This window comes from Mycobacterium sp. 1465703.0 (assembly GCF_001672975.1).
Classification (GTDB): domain Bacteria; phylum Actinomycetota; class Actinomycetes; order Mycobacteriales; family Mycobacteriaceae; genus Mycobacterium.
On sequence record NZ_LZKU01000095.1, the window covers coordinates 14,975 to 30,808 of the forward strand.

The window sequence follows — 15,834 nt, forward strand, 5'->3', positions numbered from 1 at the left end:
CCAGCTCGGCGGAGCCGGGCGCAGTGGGTCGCCACCGTCGGGTTAGTGGCGATCGCCAGCTCGGCGGAGCCGGGCGCCGCGGGTCGCCACCGTCGGGTCAGTGGCGGAATTGGTTGAGCGCCCGGACTTTGTTCATCACATCGAGCGCCGCCACCTTGTAGGCCTCGGAGAACGTGGGGTAGTTGAACACCGCGTCCACCAGATAGTCAACCGTGCCGCCGCAGCCCATCACGGCCTGCCCGATGTGCACCATCTCGGTGGCGCTGGTACCGAAGATGTGCACGCCGAGCAGCTTGAGGTCCTCGGTGGAAACCAGCAGTTTGAGCATCCCGTAGGAGTCGCCGGCAATCTGGCCGCGGGCCAGCTCCCGGTACCTGGCCACCCCGACCTCGTAGGGGATTGAGTTCTTGGTGAGCTCCACCTCGGTGGCGCCGACGTAGGAGACCTCGGGGATCGAGTAGATGCCGATCGGTTGCAGCTCGGTGATGCCGTCGCAGGCTTCCCCGAACGCGTGGTAGGCGGCCAGGCGACCCTGCTCCATCGACGTCGCGGCCAGCGCCGGGAAACCGATGACGTCGCCGACGGCATAGATGTGCGGCACCTTGGTCTGGAAATTGTCGTCGACAAAGATGCGCCCGCGGTTGTCGGCTTCCAGCTCCGCGTTTTGCAGATCGAGATGATCGGTCTGGCCCTGTCGCCCGGCCGAATACATCACCGTCTCGGCGGGAATCTGCTTGCCGCTGGCCAGGGTGGTGACGGTGCCCGCCGACCCGACGTCGACCGCGGTCACTTCCTCACCGAACCGGAACGTCACCGCCAGGTCGCGCAGGTGGAACTTCAGCGCCTCGACGACCTCGGGGTCGCAGAAGTCGAGCATGTCGCCGCGCTTTTCCACGACGGTGACCTTGGTGCCCAGCGCCGCGAACATGGAGGCGTACTCGATGCCGATGACGCCCGCGCCGACCACCACCATCGAGGTGGGCAGCGACTTGAGATCGAGAATGCCGTCGGAGTCGAGCACCCGATGTTCGTCGAACTCGACCCCGGACGGCCGCGCTGGCCGGGTGCCGGTGGCGATTACGACGTATTTGCCACTGATGGTTATCTTTTCGCGATGCGACGGGTCTTCGACCTCGATGGTGTGTGGGTCCAGGAAACGCCCGTGGCCGATCAGCAGGTCGATGCGGTTGCGCATCAACTGGTTGCGCACCACGTCGACTTCCTTGCCGATCACGTGCTGGGTGCGGGCCAGCAGGTCGGCCGGGGTGATCTTCTCCTTCACCCGGTAGCTCGCGCCGTAGAGTTCGCGCTGGCTCATCCCGGTGAGGTAGAGGACGGCCTCGCGCAACGTCTTTGACGGGATGGTGCCGGTCTGGACACAGACACCGCCCAGCATTTGGCCGCGTTCGACGACCGCAACCGACTTACCGAGCTTGGCCGAGGCGATGGCGGCCTTTTGCCCGCCGGGCCCGGACCCGATGACCACCATGTCGTACTCTTGCGCCGAACTCATGGCATAAACAGTAAAGCAGCACAACTCACAGTGCTGGGTTCGTGCACAGCTGCGCTGCCGCACCGGTGCAGGTGCGCACCGGTTGACGGTGTCGGCCGTCAGCGTTGGTGCTCATGACGACGCATCGCCCTGACTTTGAACTTTCCCGCCCCGGTGCACTCATCGCCGCGCTGCCGGCCGTTCTCGGCTTCGTTCCCGAAAATTCATTGGTATTGGTGTCTTTGGGCGACGGGGAACTCGGGTCGGTGATGCGCGTGGACCTCTCCGACGAACTTGCCGCCCGGGTGGAGCACTTGGCCGAGGTTGCGGCCGCGGCATCGCCCGAGGCGGTGATCGCGGTGATCGTCGACGCGGACGGGGCGAACTGTCCAAGCTGCAATGAGGAATACCGACAGTTGTCGGTGACGCTCGCAGAAGCCTTGTCGCAGCACGGTATTGAGCTGTGGGCCAGCCACGTGGTCGACCAGATAGCCCTCGGTGGGCACTGGCATTGTGCCGAGGGCTGCGGGTCGAGCGGCCCGATCGACGATCCCGCTGCCTCCCCGCTGGCCGCCGCGGCGGTGCTGGAAGGCAGACGCCTCTATCCGCGTCGCGCCGACCTGCAGGCCGTTATCGCGCCCGACGACCCGGCGCGCAGCGCCGCGCTGGCCGAGACCGTCAGCCGGCAGGCCGACCGACGGCGGGCGGCCCATCATGCCCACCCGGTCCGCTGCACCCGCGGCGACGTGGAGCTGGCGATGGCCGCCGCCTCCAGAGTTGCTGCCGGCGAATCGCTGTCCGACGAGGAGTTGGCGACGCTGGGCTGCGCGCTGAGCGACGCGCAGGTGCGTGACATCCTGTATGCCCTCGCGGTCGGGGAGCGCGCCGGCGACGTCGAGTCGTTGTGGGCCCTGCTGGCGCGCACGTTGCCCGCGCCATGGCGGGTGGAGGCGCTGGTGCTGATCGCCTTCAGCGCCTATGCCCGCGGCGATGGCCCGCTCGCCGGAGTGTCACTGCAGGAGGCGCTGCGTTGCGAGCCCGACCATCGGATGGCGGGCATGCTGGACACCGCGTTGCAGTCGGGTCTGCGGCCCGAGCACATCCGCGACCTGGCACTGACCGGCTACCGGCTGGCCGGGCGGTTCGGGCTGCGGCTACCGCCGCGACGCCCGTTCGGCCGCAGGGCCGGATAGCTGGGCGCGTGCCGTCGGGTCAGACTTTCTCGACCTTGACCGCATGCGCCATCTCGTGCGGCAGGGTGACGTTCTCGTGACCCGGGATGACGATGGTCACCCCGGCGGGGCTGGTCTCCACGGTGACGCGCGCGTTGGGGACGACGCCGGCGTCCTTCAACCGCGAGATCAGATCGATGTCGCCCTGGACGTGTTCGGTCAACTGCCGCACCACCACGGCCACCGGCGCACCGGCGGGCAATTCGGTCAGCCGGACCAGGGGGCCGTCCTCGGACCCGGACTCCGGGCCAACACCCAGATCCAGCAGCCCCGGGATCGGGTTGCCGAACGGAGAGGTGGTCGGGTTGTTGAGCACCTTCATCAGTCGCCGCTCGACGTCCTCGCTCATCACGTGCTCCCAGCGGCACGCCTCCGCGTGGACCTCTTCCCAGGGCAAGCCGATCACGTCGACCAGCAATCGCTCGGCCAGGCGGTGTTTCCGCATCACGGAGATGGCCAGCGCCCGGCCCTTGTCGGTGAGCTCGAGGTGGCGGTCACCGGCCACGTGGAGTAAACCGTCCCGCTCCATGCGCGACACGGTTTGGCTGACAGTCGGCCCGCTCTGATCGAGGCGTTCGGCGATGCGGGCACGCAGCGGCGTCACGCCCTCTTCTTCGAGGTCGTAGATGGTCCGCAGGTACATCTCGGTGGTGTCAACCAGGTCGTTCATTCAGCACCCTCCGTCGACGCTGAGTCTACTTGGCCAGCTGCGTGAATGGTTGTAACGCCTCCCAGGCAAGCAGTATGCCCGCCGCTGGCGCGGCGGGCATACTGTCTTGTTACCTGGCTTGGGTGAGGTGTTAGCTCGCGTATGACCGTAGCCTGTCGGCGCGTTCCCCGTTGCGCAGTTTGGACATTACGTCCCGCTCGATTTGGCGGACCCGCTCCCGGGACAGTCCGAACAGCTTGCCGATCTGGTCCAGGGTGCGCGGCTGGCCATCGTCGAGGCCGAAACGCAACCGGATCACCTGGTGTTCACGCTCGTCCAAGGTGGCCAGCACGCTGCGGATGTCGGTGTGCAGCAGTTCGGCGATCACCGCGTTCTCGGCCGACATCGCTTCGGCGTCCTCGATGAAGTCGCCCAGCGGGGCTTCCTCCTCGGACCCGACCGGCATGTCCAGGCTCACCGGGTCGCGACTGTGCTCGAGCAGGTCGTTGATCTTTTCCACCGGAATGCCAGACTCCGCGGCCAACTCCTCGTCAGTGGCCTCGCGTCCCAGATTCTGGTGCATCTCGCGCTTGATCCGCGCCAGCTTGTTGACCTGCTCCACCAGGTGGACCGGCAGCCGGATGGTGCGGCTCTGGTCAGCCATGCCGCGGGTGATGGCCTGACGGATCCACCAGGTCGCGTAGGTCGAGAACTTGAATCCCTTTGTGTAATCGAACTTTTCCATCGCACGGATCAGTCCGAGATTGCCCTCTTGGATCAGGTCCAGCAACGGCATGCCCCGACCGGTGTACCGCTTGGCCAGCGACACAACCAGACGCAGGTTTGCTTCCAGCAGGTGACGGCGCGCCGCCTGACCGTCGCGAACAACGGCCTCTAGATCGCGTTTACGGTTCTCCCCGAGGCGCTTACGCGTTTGGAGCAGATGTTCGGCGTAAAGCCCGGCTTCGATGCGCTTGGCGAGTTCGACTTCGCCGGCCGCATTCAGAAGTGCGGTTTTACCGATTCCGTTCAGATATACGCGCACTAGATCCGCTGCGGGGCTTTGAGCATCCAGATCGCCGTCAAATCTGCTCGTGCTGGCGTTCGCCATAGCGACCTCCCGTTCGGCTTGTACTGTCATGGAGTTCAACGACAGACCAGCTCTGAGAGTTCCCGGCGATTCCCCATCTCACACGTCTTGACGTGCACAAATGTGCCGCAGACCTGAGAATGTCCTGAGAAGGCCGCCGTCTGCGGCACCCTTACCGGCAACGACGACTAGCCGTGATCCATTCCGCCGTGGGCGCCCGGCGGCCACCCCGGCTGCGGGTGTCGCGGAGGCTCCAGCGCCGGGTGTTCGGCTCGAGGGAACAGGGGAGTGCGCTGCCGGGCGTTGTCGAACCGGCGAGGCTCGTCGGCGCTGCGCGGCGGCCGATCGTTGGCGATCAGCACGGCCATCCACGGCAACGGAATTGACGCCGCCACGATCGCCAGGGAGATCAACCCGTTGTGCCACGCGCCGTAGGCGACGGCGGCCAGGATGAGCGCCGGGATCCGGAAAGCCATCAAAGTCAGGTACTTACGGACCCGCGCGCGATGCTGTTCCTCGTATGAGGTCGCCGCGGCGGTGATGAGCACTGGCCGGCCGTCGTCATCGAACCTGCCGTCGAACCCCCGGGCGGAGCCGTGCTTCATTTCTCCACTGTCCCACAACCGGGCGATTCCGGCTCAGCCGGTTTCTGGGGGCGTCCGGCAGTGCACAATGTCAGGTATGCAGACCCAGACGATCGAGCGCACCGAGACCGACGAACGCGTCGACGACGGGACCGGCAGCGATACGCCGAAGTATTTCCACTACGTCAAGAAAGACAAGATCGCCGAAAGCGCGGTGATGGGCAACCACGTCGTGGCGTTGTGCGGTGAAGTGTTTCCGGTCACCAAGGCGGCCAAGCCGGGCTCACCGGTTTGCCCGGACTGCAAGCAGATTTACGACCGGATGAAGAAGGGCTGATCTAGCGGGGCGGCTCGGCCGGCGCGACGTCGCGTTGCGCGGTGATGGGGTTCTGGGTCACCGGATTCGACAGCGTGTCGGCCGCCTTCGCCAGCACGGGCGAGCGCGACAGCAGCCATCTGCGCAGCCGGTGCGCATGCGTCCTGGGCGCGGGGAATTCCTCCTGGATGGCGGCATTGAGTTCGGCGCCGATCATGATCGCGAAGCCACCGAAGAACGAGAACAGCAGGAATGCGATCGGCGTGGAGAGCGCGCCGTAGGTGTAGCCGGTACTGGTGATCCACTGCAGGTAGATCCGCAAGCCCAGGGTGGCAATCACGAACACCGCGGTGGCCAGCGCCGCACCGAAGATCAGCCGATGCGTCGGCAGCGGCTCCGGCAACGACACGCGGTACAAGATCACCACCCCAACCAGCAGGACGAGGATCAAGGCCGGGTAGTAGCCGTACCGCAGCGCGTTGGCCAGGCTGACCGGAATGTGCTCACCCACCTTGCGCGGTCCCAAGACCACCAACGGCGCCGTCGCCACCACGAACACCAGCCCCACCACGTAGAGGAACAGCGCGAACAGGCGCTGGCGCACCGGGTGGCGCAACGGCGTTTGGTCGTGCGCCTCGACCACGGAGTCGACGAACGACGAGATGGCCGACGACCCGGCCCACAACGAGATGATGAACCCCAGCGACACCACCTCGCCGCGGGCGTTGTTGGCGATGTCGCGCACGGTCGGCTCGATGATCTCGTTGACCACGCTGCGGGAGAACACGCTGTGTGCGGTTGAGATCAGCTGGCGCAGGATGCTGGGCAGCATGTCCGGGCCGAACAGCGGCGCCACATAGGCCAACGTGCCCAGCAGCCCAAGCAGCAGCGGCGGCAGTGACAACGCCGACCAGAAACCAGCCTGAGCCGACTCGGAGAAAATCGAGTCGTCCCAACTCTTGGAAAGAGTCCTCCGGGTGATTCGCCAAATGTGGTGGCGCGACGGTTTTGCGACCTGCTCGCTCATACCCGTCCAGCATTACCGAAAATCGCTCGCACCGCCCACATTGGCGATGGGTGAGTTCGGCTGCGGGCTAGCTTTCGCTGGTCTCCAGCACGGCGGCCAGCTCAGTCAGCTTCGCCTCGTGCTCGTTGGCGTGATGCTGGCAGAAGAGAAGCTCAAGTCCGGAAGGCAGCTTGGCGCGTACCCGAGCCGCAGCACCGCAGCGGTCGCAGCGGTCGGCTCTGGTCAGTTGGGGACTCGTCAGAGTTGCATTCATGGCTTCTCCGTTCTCGTTCTTTCACTCTGTCAGACGTATGGCGTTTTCGCCTTGTTCCCCGATCGTTATCGGGTGTGTCGTTTCTCACGGCCTGGTCAGGTTTGGTTTAGCCGATCTCTAGGGTGTCGAAATGTGACCTTCGCCTCCGATGTCCTGGTGCACCTGTGCGGAACCCAGCAGTGGGATCAAGCCCGCCGGCGCGGCGGTATCCGCCCGGGCGATGCCGGCGGTGGTGAGTTCATCCACCTGTCGACTCCCGGGCAGGTGCACCTGCCCGCCAACCGGCTCTACCGCGGTCGTGAGGATCTGGTCCTGTTGCACATCGACCCGGCCCGGCTCGACTCGCCGGTGCTTTGGGAGCCAGGAGTGCCAACCGATCCCGAGTCGATGTTGTTCCCGCATCTGTACGGCGCACTGCCGCTGGCCGCCGTGGTCCGGGTCACCGCCTACCCGCCGGGCGCCGACGGCACCTTCCCGCCGCTGGTCGCCGACGAGCCGGCCGATCCACCCGATCCACCCGATCCACCCGGGGAGTCGACGTAGGCGTCGGCTTCGATCTCCACCAGCAACTCCGGTGCGATCAGCGCCGAAACTTCAACCATGGTCGCCGCGGGGCGTATCGCACCGAAGACCTCCTGGTGCACGGCTCCCACCTCGCGCCAGCGTGAGATGTCGGTGACATAGATGCGGGTGCGTACCACGTCGGTGAGCGCCGCGCCCGCTTGCTGTAGCGCAATCTCGATGCGGCGCAGCGCATCTCGGGCCTGGGTGGCGATATCGCCTGCCGGCCCGGCGGCGGTTGTCCCGGCCACCGACACATGCGGGCCGATCCGCACCGCGCGCGAGTAACCGGCCTCCGATTCGAAGGCCGAATCGGAGAACACCACTTTGCGGTTGATTGACATGGGAGTCACCGTAAGACGACGACGCCGTCGGCGCAGCCGAATTTCCCGGTGGCAGCAGGCGTTTGGTCTACCGGCGCACGGCTAGCGCTGAAACAGACTGCACGCCAAGTGTTGTGGCGTGATCGGCCGAATTTCGCTTGGTCGAAATAGTCGCGTACTGAGGCGAGTGGCATTGAAGGTTGTCATTCAAATGACGCGATGCACACACTTATCCGGATGGGTTCGTTAACACCTACCGAAAGCTCGATGTAGCCACTACCGCGAAGCCCTGCTAAGGCTGCAAAACGACAGACTTCCGAGCCTTGCTGACCTTATCGAGGTCAGCTTTTAGAGATTTGACTGTGCCGCGGTGTGTCTTAGAGGCCTTCTTCAATTGCTTGAGCGTTTTCTTTTGGCGCCTCAAGGCAGCGCGTAGGTTGTCTTCGCGACGCGCGATCGCGCGCAGCACTTTTTGCGCTGCGGCGACAGTCCCCGCCGGCGGAGTCTGTGCTGATGTGCTGCGTTTGCCGGCGGGGCGCCTCGAATTGTGAGTGCGGCTAGCGGGCCGCGCCTTGCTCGGCTTCTTGTTGCTCGCAGCAGATCCCTTCGAAGCGGCGCGTCGGGAGGTCCCTGATCCGGCGCGGCGGGTCTTGGTGGAAGTTTTGTTCGCCATGTCTGTGCCTATCCGTCGAATCATCGCGTTCATTTGCATGTCACGATCTGTTCATACGGTCTACCCCTGCCGATGCCTGCGAAACCGCCCGCGCCTTGGGTTCAGAGCGGGTTGCAGGCACCTCGATTACGCATTGCTCACGCTGAGATGGCGTCGCTGCCGTCGGTGGGCGATGGCCGATCCGCTGCTAGATGAACGGCAATTACACGTTCGAAGCGCTCGGGTCGCGTATTACGTTGCGGCTCGGCTCCGAGCTGGCAGCGCGCTCGCGGCGGATGCGTCGGCGTCGTTGGCGTAACCATTGCTCGTCAATGCGGGACACGCGGCGAAGCTCCGCGACGAACCATAGCGTTGCGGCGACCAGTCCGAGTACGGCGACAAGCACCGTCCTGACAAGCCATTCGTCGTGCCCGTAAGCGGCGACCGCTAAAGCACTTATCGTCCCGCCTACCGCGACAGCCAGCAGGACGAACCCCGGCCATAACAGGTTGTCCTTCATCGTGAGACCAGCGCGCGGTTGCGTGGTCCGGAAATGATCGGTCGGATCGTGGTGCCTGTCGCCCATTACCTCTCCCTCCCCTCGTCGGACGAGATAACGGCATGTTGTTCGTTGACACGTTTGTCCTCCGCGCGAGGTTCACTGGACCGGGGCGAAGTGCCGACACGACTGTCGAGGATTGATTCCTGATCGGCTTAGCGCAAGCTGACCGCTGTCATTCGCGATATCTGAGGTCACGGCCGGATCAGAGAATTTTCTCGACTGCATTTGGATTGCAAGCGGCCGCTTTACAGGACGACGACGACCGGTTCGAACTCGCGAAAGGCGTCGCACAATCAGCGAACAGCGCCGGCCTAATGACTCAGTCGTTTTTGGGCGGAGGCGAGCCTAGCCACTATTTCCCAGCGGTCCCGTCGCCGTAGCTGAGAACGGCAATGCATCAAGCGGTGTGTTCTCAGTCGAGGTAGTCGCGCAGCACCTGGGAGCGGCTGGGGTGGCGCAGCTTCGACATCGTCTTGGACTCGATCTGGCGGATGCGCTCACGGGTCACGCCGTAAACCTGCCCGATCTCGTCCAGGGTGCGGGGCTGGCCGTCGGTCAGACCGAAACGCAGCCGTACGACACCGGCCTCGCGCTCCGACAGCGTCTCCAACACCGACTGCAACTGGTCTTGCAGCAGCGTGAACGACACCGCGTCGACGGCCACCACGGCCTCGCTGTCCTCGATGAAATCGCCCAGCTGGCTGTCACCTTCGTCGCCGATGGTCTGGTCCAGCGAAATCGGCTCGCGGGCGTATTGCTGGATCTCCAGCACCTTTTCGGGCGTGATGTCCATTTCCTTGGCCAGCTCTTCCGGCGTGGGCTCGCGGCCCAAGTCCTGCAGCAGCTCGCGCTGGATACGGCCCAGCTTGTTGATCACCTCGACCATGTGCACCGGGATACGGATGGTGCGGGCCTGGTCGGCCATGGCACGGGTGATGGCCTGACGGATCCACCAGGTGGCGTACGTGGAGAACTTGTAACCCTTGGTGTAGTCGAATTTCTCGACCGCGCGGATCAGACCCAGGTTGCCTTCCTGGATGAGGTCCAGGAACGCCATGCCGCGGCCGGTGTAGCGCTTGGCCAGCGACACCACCAGTCGAAGGTTGGCCTCCAGCAGATGGTTCTTGGCGCGGTCGCCGTCGCGGCAGATCCACATCATGTCGCGGCGCTGAGCGGCGGGCAGCTTGTCGCCGCGCTCAGAGAGTTCGGTCATCAGCTGCGTGGCATAAAGACCGGCCTCGATCCGCTTGGCCAGCTCGACCTCTTCCTCGGCATTGAGCAGCGCGACCTTACCGATCTGCTTGAGGTACGCGCGGACCGAGTCGGCGGAGGCGGTGAGTTCGGCGTCCTTGCGGGCCTGGCGCAACGCCTCGGATTCGTCTTCGTCCCAAACGAAATCGCCGGAAGCCTTGTCCTTTTCGCTGGGCTCAGGAATGTCCTCGTCGTCCTCTGCCGCGGTTTCGGCGGCCTTGGCCTTGGGGGCGGCTGCTTCTTCCTCGCCCTCGGCCTCGGCCTCCTCGGCGTCGCCCTCGTCCGACTCTTCACCGTCGGACGCTACGTCTTCCTCGAGGTCATCGAGGCTGAGGTCGGCGTCGATGTCGAGGTCTTCGCCAGGATCACCCTCAAGGTCGGGCTCGTTGTCGAGATCCTCGACGGCACCATCGGAATCAAGGGCGTCGGCGTCTGCGCCCTTGGCCGCTTTGGTTCCGCGCCCCGACGGCGCCTTAGCGCCGTCGCCCTTCGCCGTACCGCGGCTCTTCTTGGCGGGCTCGGCCGACTCGGACTTGGTGGACGGCGATGCCGCCTTGGCGGCGCGTTTGGCCGGCGCCGAGCCGTTGGCGGCCTTGGCCGCCGGTCGCTTCGCGGGGGACGACGGAGACTTCGTGGCGGTGCGTTTCACCGGCCCATCCGTTGCCGGGCTTGCTTTGGTCGCTGCCACTTACACCCCTTCGTTTGGGCTCACTTCCGGTGGGTATTGGGCATGGTTAACCGAAAGTGTCTGCTATGTCGATGTCGGCGTTGGTATCAGCATGACTAGTCGCACGCTGTCGGTTGGGCGTTCGCCGAGCACCATTGTAACGACAGTGCGCAGTCCTACGGCTCTGCCGGGCAAAATCAGTGGGTCACGTCCGAGGTGGAGGCCATGGCCGCGCCGACGATTCCGGCGGTGTTGAGCAGGGCCGCGGCCACCACCGGGGTGCGGTTGGTCAGCAGCGGCAACCATTTGTCGGCCTTGCGGCTGATGCCACCGCCGGCGATGAACAGATCCGGCCACACCGCGTTCTCGATGGTCACCAGCACCCTGCTGACCTGTTTGGCCCACTTCTCGTAGGACCAGTCGTTCTTCTCCTTCACCGAGGACGCCGCTCGCTGCTCGGCTTCCTTGCCGCCAACCTCGAGATGGCCGAACTCGGTGTTGGGGATCAGCGTCCCGTTATGAATCACCGCGGAACCGATCCCGGTGCCGAAGGTCAGCAACACCACCAGGCCTGACTGGCCTTTACCCGCCCCGTAGTGCTCCTCGGCCAGCCCGGCCGCGTCGGCGTCGTTGAGGACGGTGACATCCTGGCCGCCCAGCTCGGCGCTGATGATGTCGCGTGCGTTGCTGCCGATCCAGGTCTTGTCCACGTTGGCCGCCGTCTGGACGACGCCGTGCGTGACGACTCCCGGATAGGTCACTCCCAGCGGACCGGTCCACCCAAAAGTGTCGACGACCGCGGCGATCGTCTTGGCCACCGCCGACGGCGTCGCGGGCTGCGGGGTCAGCAGCTTGACCCGATCACCGATCAACTGGCCGGTGTCCATGTCGACGATGCCGCCCTTGATGCCACTGCCGCCGACGTCGATCCCGAATCCCCGACGCCGTGGCGGACCGTCGGCCGTGGCGATACCGGGCGTGTCCGTGGTCGAGTCGGTGCTGGTCATCGAATCTCCTCGGCGTGACGGGGCTGTCCGCTCACCTTAACGCCGCACCGGTGCGGCCTGCGGCGTCTGCGCGGCCGTGGCGACTGTGATGCGATAGACGGGTGACCCAATCCGATGACGAGCTGGTACGGCTGCGGTCGGTCGCCGAAACCGTGGCCACCGAGGCCGCTGCGTTCGTGAAGCGTCGGCGGGCAGAGGTTTTCGGCGCCGACCCGGGCAGCTCGCCAACCCCAGGCAGCGGCGCGGTGCGATCCAAGAGCACCCCCACCGATCCGGTGACCGTGGTCGACACCGAAACGGAACGGCTGTTGCGTGATCGGCTGGCCGAATTACGGCCTGGGGAACCAATTCTCGGCGAGGAAGGCGGTGGGCCGGCCGGTCCGGCGGACACGCCGGCCGGATCGGTCACCTGGGTGCTCGATCCCATCGACGGCACAGTGAATTTCGTCTACGGCATTCCCAGCTACGCCGTATCGGTCGGCGCACAGGTCGACGGTGAGTCAGTGGCCGGGGCGGTCGCCGACGTCGCTGGAAACCGGGTCTATTCGGCGGCCGTCGGCCTGGGTGCGCATGTCACCGACGGCGACGGCACCCAGCCGTTGCAGTGCGCCGCCGTCGACGATTTGTCGATGGCGTTGCTAGGCACCGGTTTTGGCTACTCGCGGCAGCGCCGTGCGGCGCAGGCGGCGCTGTTGGCGCGCATGCTGCCAGTGGTCCGCGACGTTCGGCGGATCGGATCGGCGGCCCTGGATCTGTGCATGGTCGCCTCGGGCCGGCTCGATGCTTACTACGAGCACGGTCTGCAGGTGTGGGATCGCGCCGCGGGTGCGCTGATCGCCGCTGAGGCCGGGGCTCGGGTGGTCATGCCCGCACCCGGTGCGGCGGGGGCCGGCTTGGCGCTGGCCGCCGCGCCCGGGATCGCCGACGAGTTGCTGGCCGTGCTGGAGCGCTTCCACGGCTTGGATCCGATTCTGGACTGACCGTTCGGGTCAGCAGCTGCTGGCGTGAATCTTGGCCAGCAGCGTGGGATCTGAGGGCTCGGTGGCACCGGGACGCAGGGTGGCGAGCACGGCATCGATGTCGTCGTTGTGGGCCAGCGCGCTGAAGTCGGTCCCCAGGGCGAGGTCGACGGAGTCGTCGGCGCGGTTGTCGTTGAACAGTTCGGTGCAGGGCGCCACCAGCCACACCGCGGCGGCGGTGGCCTGTCCGGCGGTGCCGAACCGGATTTGGCCCTGGCAGCTGAGCCTGGCGCCCGCGTAGAGGGGATCGTTGGCGGCGGTCGGCTGCGCGAAGCCGAGGTCCTTCATCGCCCCGGCGACGTCACCGGCCTGCCCACCCCGGCCGCTGGCGTTCAGGACGCGAACCTTGGTGTCGGCGAGCTTGGCGGGCGTGACGTCCATCATGGCGCTTCGCGATACCGGCTCACCGAGCTGGGCCGGCGCCGAATCGGTCGCCTGCGGCGGCGGATTGCACACCACGGCCTCGTGCACGTTGGCGGGCCGCGTGAGCGCCACCGTCCAGATCACGGCGGTGGTCACTGCGAGAAGAATCACCACGACAATCGCGGGCCGGGGATTGCGCCGCCGAAAGGGCCGTCCGTGCTTGTCGAAGGCTGTACCCTCGGTGATTTGAGTGACCACAGGTGCACTCTAGCCGCATGCTAAACCCACTGTTCAGAGACGAGCGCAAGGGTAAAAATAGGACTGTGACGTAAATCACACCTTAATGGGCCGCGATACGGGCACGAATCGTTTGGTGGATGCGTTCGACGCTGGTACAAAGCGATGCTTGGATTAACGAGGGCATGTGAGGGGATAGGGCAATGCCTACCGATTACGACGCTCCACGGCGTACCGAAACCGACGACGTTTCGGAGGATTCGCTGGAGGAGCTCAAAGCGCGACGGAACGAGGCGGCTTCGGCCGTGGTCGATGTCGACGAATCTGAAACCGCTGAGAACTTTGAACTTCCCGGTGCCGATCTGTCTGGTGAAGAGCTGTCGGTGCGCGTGATCCCAAAGCAAGCCGACGAGTTCACCTGCTCGAGTTGCTTCCTGGTGCAACACCGCAGCCGGCTGGCCAGCGAGAAGAACGGCGTGATGATCTGTACCGACTGCGCGGCCTGATCGGTCAGTCGCGCAATGCCGACAGCACCCGCTCGGGGTGACGGCAGCTCACCAGCCAGTACGGCGTCGGATCGTCGGGATCGTCGAGTACCACCAGGATCATCGGTCCCACCCACGCCCTGTGCAGGACAAAGGCTGCCGGGTCGAGCTGTCGCCCCAGCGCGGCGGACTTGGCCGAGGTTGCTACCTCAGCGGATCGGGCGATCACGGTGACCGGCAGATGCGCCGGGCCGGCCCACAGCTGGACTTCGCCCGGTGCGGCCGGGCCGGCGGTGACCCGGATCTCGATGCGGCCCAACCACAACAGCGCCGCGGCCGCGACCGCGAACAGCACTGCGTACGGCCACCAGGACGACTCGCGGGTGACGCCCATGTTGAATTCGAAAGCGATGATGCCCGCCAGCGCAAAGGCCGGTGGCCACCACCACCACGGAACCCACAATCGTTCGCGATACCGCACGTTGTGCGGCGCGACGCGCGTATCGGACACGCAGTCAAGGGTAGTCTGTGGCCCCGTGTCGACCAGTTTGGCCATCGTCCGCCTTGACCCCGAACTTCCGCTGCCCAGCCGCGCCCACGAAGGCGACGCCGGGATCGATCTCTTCAGCGCCGAAGACGTCAAATTGGAACCCGGGCGGCGCGCCCTAGTACGTACGGGGGTCGCTGTCGCCATCCCGTTCGGAATGGTCGGATTGGTTCATCCGCGGTCGGGACTGGCTGCGCGCGTTGGACTTTCGATCGTCAACAGCCCGGGTACGATCGACGCGGGCTACCGCGGTGAGATCAAGGTGGCGCTGATCAACTTGGACCCGTCCGAGCCGATCGTGGTGCACCGCGGCGATCGCATCGCCCAGTTGTTGGTGCAGCGAGTCGAATTAGTGGAGTTGGTCGAGGTGTCGTCATTCGACGAGGCCGGGCTGGCCGAAACATCCCGTGGCGATGGCGGTCACGGTTCCTCCGGCGGACATGCGAGTTTGTGATGGCATTCGGTAGACGTACATCCAAAGACGACGATGCCTCCGGCGCCGACACACAGGCGGCCGACGGGGTGGCAGGCCGCGACGCCGACGAGCAGGTCCCCGACGAACTCGAGGGTCCGTTCGACATCGAGGACTTCGATGACCCCGCCGTCGCGGAGCTGGCCAGGCTGGACCTGGGCTCGGTGTTGATCCCGATGCCGGAGGCCGGCCAGCTGCAGGTCGAGCTGACCGAAACCGGTGTCCCGAGCGCGGTTTGGGTCGTCACAGCCAACGGCCGTTTCACCATCGCGGCCTACGCCGCGCCCAAGACCGGCGGTCTGTGGCGCGAAGTGGCCGGCGAGCTCGCCGAGTCGCTGCGCAACGACTCGGCCCAGGTCAGCATCAAGGACGGGCCGTGGGGTCGCGAAGTGGTGGGCACCGCCACCGGCGTGGTGCGCTTCATCGGCGTCGACGGCTACCGCTGGATGATCCGCTGCGTCATCAACGGCCCGCACGAGACGATGGAAGCCCTCGAGCAGGAGGCGCGAGCAGCCTTGGCCGACACCGTGGTTCGGCGCGGTGACACACCGCTTCCGGTACGGACACCGCTGACCGTGCAGCTGCCCGAGCCGATGGCGCAGCAGCTGCGCGAAGCCGCCGCCCAGCAGACCGCGCAGCAGGAAGCCGGCCAGCAGGCCGAGGGGCAACAAGCGCCGCCCACCGAGCCGGCCGCGCGCCGCAGCGTCGACGGCTCGGCCATGCAGCAGCTGCGCACCACCACCGGCGGCTGAGCTACAAGTCGGCGAGCGCGCTCAGGCACGCCGCACCCAGGGCGGCGGGATCCGCCCCGATCTGATCCAGCGTCACGGTGCGCAAGGCCGCGTGCGGCGCGGCGGCCACCCAGTCGAGGCCGGCCTGCAGCGGGTGAATGGGGTCGTCGACTGCGGCTGCCACCCCCATTGGCGCGGTCAGCCCGGCCAGCTCGTCGCAGCTCGGCGCGACGTATCCGGCGGCTTCTTCCATGGCGTCGGGCAAATGCGGCCACTGAGCGCCCCACGAGCGGGTCAGCTCGTCGGCCAGCCAG

General features: G+C 65.9%; 19 protein-coding genes and 1 pseudogene. 7 read left to right on the plus strand and 13 right to left on the minus strand.

Annotation, left to right across the window (positions count from 1 at the left end):
- Window positions 1–97 precede the first annotated feature (97 nt).
- Complete coding sequence (gene sthA / locus A5625_RS08825) at window positions 98–1,513, minus strand: Si-specific NAD(P)(+) transhydrogenase (protein WP_066991700.1); 1,416 nt, start codon at window positions 1,511–1,513, stop codon at window positions 98–100.
- Window positions 1,514–1,626: 113 nt separating this feature from the next.
- Between sthA and A5625_RS08830 the strand changes: the two genes are divergently transcribed.
- Window positions 1,627–2,685, plus strand: a complete 1,059-nt coding sequence (locus A5625_RS08830) for a DUF4192 domain-containing protein (protein WP_066991704.1) — start codon at window positions 1,627–1,629, stop codon at window positions 2,683–2,685.
- A 19-nt stretch (window positions 2,686–2,704) separates the two neighbouring features.
- Here A5625_RS08830 and A5625_RS08835 read toward each other — a convergent pair whose 3' ends face one another.
- From A5625_RS08835 to A5625_RS08845, 3 genes are all read right to left on the minus strand, one after another.
- Complete coding sequence (locus A5625_RS08835) at window positions 2,705–3,394, minus strand: metal-dependent transcriptional regulator (RefSeq protein WP_066991706.1); 690 nt, start codon at window positions 3,392–3,394, stop codon at window positions 2,705–2,707.
- Between the two features lie 130 nt (window positions 3,395–3,524).
- Window positions 3,525–4,514 carry a sigma-70 family RNA polymerase sigma factor SigB gene (sigB, locus tag A5625_RS08840; RefSeq protein WP_082984329.1) on the minus strand — a complete coding sequence of 330 codons (990 nt, stop codon included), beginning with the start codon at window positions 4,512–4,514 and terminating at the stop codon, window positions 3,525–3,527.
- Between the two features lie 137 nt (window positions 4,515–4,651).
- Window positions 4,652–5,086 carry a DUF3099 domain-containing protein gene (locus tag A5625_RS08845; protein WP_156748058.1) on the minus strand — a complete coding sequence of 145 codons (435 nt, stop codon included), beginning with the start codon at window positions 5,084–5,086 and terminating at the stop codon, window positions 4,652–4,654.
- A gap of 58 nt (window positions 5,087–5,144) precedes the next feature.
- On the opposite strand from A5625_RS08845, the gene A5625_RS08850 reads away from it, so the two are divergent.
- On the plus strand, window positions 5,145–5,384 hold the full coding sequence (locus A5625_RS08850; RefSeq protein WP_064879665.1) for a DUF3039 domain-containing protein: 240 nt from the start codon (window positions 5,145–5,147) through the stop codon (window positions 5,382–5,384).
- Window position 5,385: 1 nt separating this feature from the next.
- Here the strand turns inward: A5625_RS08850 and A5625_RS08855 are convergent, their stop codons facing one another.
- Window positions 5,386–6,390 carry a YihY/virulence factor BrkB family protein gene (locus A5625_RS08855; protein ID WP_066991714.1) on the minus strand — a complete coding sequence of 335 codons (1,005 nt, stop codon included), beginning with the start codon at window positions 6,388–6,390 and terminating at the stop codon, window positions 5,386–5,388.
- A 67-nt stretch (window positions 6,391–6,457) separates the two neighbouring features.
- The gene (locus A5625_RS08860; protein WP_066991716.1) at window positions 6,458–6,643 is read right to left on the minus strand and encodes a hypothetical protein; all 186 of its coding nucleotides are present in this window, start codon (window positions 6,641–6,643) and stop codon (window positions 6,458–6,460) included.
- A gap of 132 nt (window positions 6,644–6,775) precedes the next feature.
- Between A5625_RS08860 and A5625_RS28230 the strand changes: the two genes are divergently transcribed.
- Window positions 6,776–7,186: a DUF952 domain-containing protein gene (locus A5625_RS28230; RefSeq protein WP_082984330.1), complete on the plus strand. Its 411-nt coding sequence runs from the start codon at window positions 6,776–6,778 to the stop codon at window positions 7,184–7,186.
- Here A5625_RS28230 and A5625_RS08870 read toward each other — a convergent pair.
- From A5625_RS08870 to ppgK, 4 genes are all read right to left on the minus strand, one after another.
- Complete coding sequence (locus A5625_RS08870) at window positions 7,090–7,548, minus strand: RidA family protein (protein WP_082984331.1); 459 nt, start codon at window positions 7,546–7,548, stop codon at window positions 7,090–7,092. The genes A5625_RS28230 and A5625_RS08870 overlap by 97 nt on opposite strands.
- Before the next feature lie 854 nt (window positions 7,549–8,402).
- On the minus strand, window positions 8,403–8,765 hold the full coding sequence (gene usfY / locus A5625_RS28235) for a protein UsfY (protein WP_066991722.1): 363 nt from the start codon (window positions 8,763–8,765) through the stop codon (window positions 8,403–8,405).
- A 388-nt stretch (window positions 8,766–9,153) separates the two neighbouring features.
- Window positions 9,154–10,680, minus strand: a complete 1,527-nt coding sequence (locus A5625_RS08880; protein ID WP_156748060.1) for an RNA polymerase sigma factor — start codon at window positions 10,678–10,680, stop codon at window positions 9,154–9,156.
- Between the two features lie 176 nt (window positions 10,681–10,856).
- Window positions 10,857–11,666 carry a polyphosphate--glucose phosphotransferase gene (ppgK, locus tag A5625_RS08885; RefSeq protein ID WP_066991728.1) on the minus strand — a complete coding sequence of 270 codons (810 nt, stop codon included), beginning with the start codon at window positions 11,664–11,666 and terminating at the stop codon, window positions 10,857–10,859.
- Window positions 11,667–11,767: 101 nt separating this feature from the next.
- Here ppgK and A5625_RS08890 point away from each other — a divergent pair, with 101 nt between their 5' ends.
- Complete coding sequence (locus A5625_RS08890) at window positions 11,768–12,646, plus strand: inositol monophosphatase family protein (RefSeq protein ID WP_066991731.1); 879 nt, start codon at window positions 11,768–11,770, stop codon at window positions 12,644–12,646.
- Window positions 12,647–12,655: 9 nt separating this feature from the next.
- Here the strand turns inward: A5625_RS08890 and cei are convergent, their stop codons facing one another.
- Complete coding sequence (gene cei, locus A5625_RS08895; protein WP_066991735.1) at window positions 12,656–13,306, minus strand: envelope integrity protein Cei; 651 nt, start codon at window positions 13,304–13,306, stop codon at window positions 12,656–12,658.
- A 182-nt stretch (window positions 13,307–13,488) separates the two neighbouring features.
- Here cei and A5625_RS08900 point away from each other — a divergent pair, with 182 nt between their 5' ends.
- Complete coding sequence (locus A5625_RS08900; RefSeq protein WP_007774871.1) at window positions 13,489–13,791, plus strand: DUF4193 domain-containing protein; 303 nt, start codon at window positions 13,489–13,491, stop codon at window positions 13,789–13,791.
- Window positions 13,792–13,795: 4 nt separating this feature from the next.
- On the opposite strand, the gene A5625_RS08905 is transcribed toward A5625_RS08900, so the two are convergent.
- Window positions 13,796–14,281 (minus strand): DUF3093 domain-containing protein, encoded by a 486-nt coding sequence (locus A5625_RS08905; RefSeq protein WP_066991737.1) that lies wholly within the window; start codon window positions 14,279–14,281, stop codon window positions 13,796–13,798.
- Between the two features lie 25 nt (window positions 14,282–14,306).
- Here A5625_RS08905 and dut point away from each other — a divergent pair, with 25 nt between their 5' ends.
- Both dut and A5625_RS08915 read left to right on the plus strand, forming a co-directional pair.
- Window positions 14,307–14,771, plus strand: coding sequence for a dUTP diphosphatase (dut, locus tag A5625_RS08910; RefSeq protein WP_065026830.1), 465 nt, complete (start codon window positions 14,307–14,309; stop codon window positions 14,769–14,771).
- Window positions 14,768–15,541 carry a DUF3710 domain-containing protein gene (locus A5625_RS08915; protein WP_066991740.1) on the plus strand — a complete coding sequence of 258 codons (774 nt, stop codon included), beginning with the start codon at window positions 14,768–14,770 and terminating at the stop codon, window positions 15,539–15,541. Before dut ends, A5625_RS08915 begins: the two co-directional genes overlap by 4 nt.
- 1 nt (window position 15,542) lies before the next feature.
- Here the strand turns inward: A5625_RS08915 and A5625_RS08920 are convergent.
- Window positions 15,543–15,834 (minus strand): annotated as a pseudogene (locus A5625_RS08920) (alpha/beta hydrolase); the annotation flags it as partial.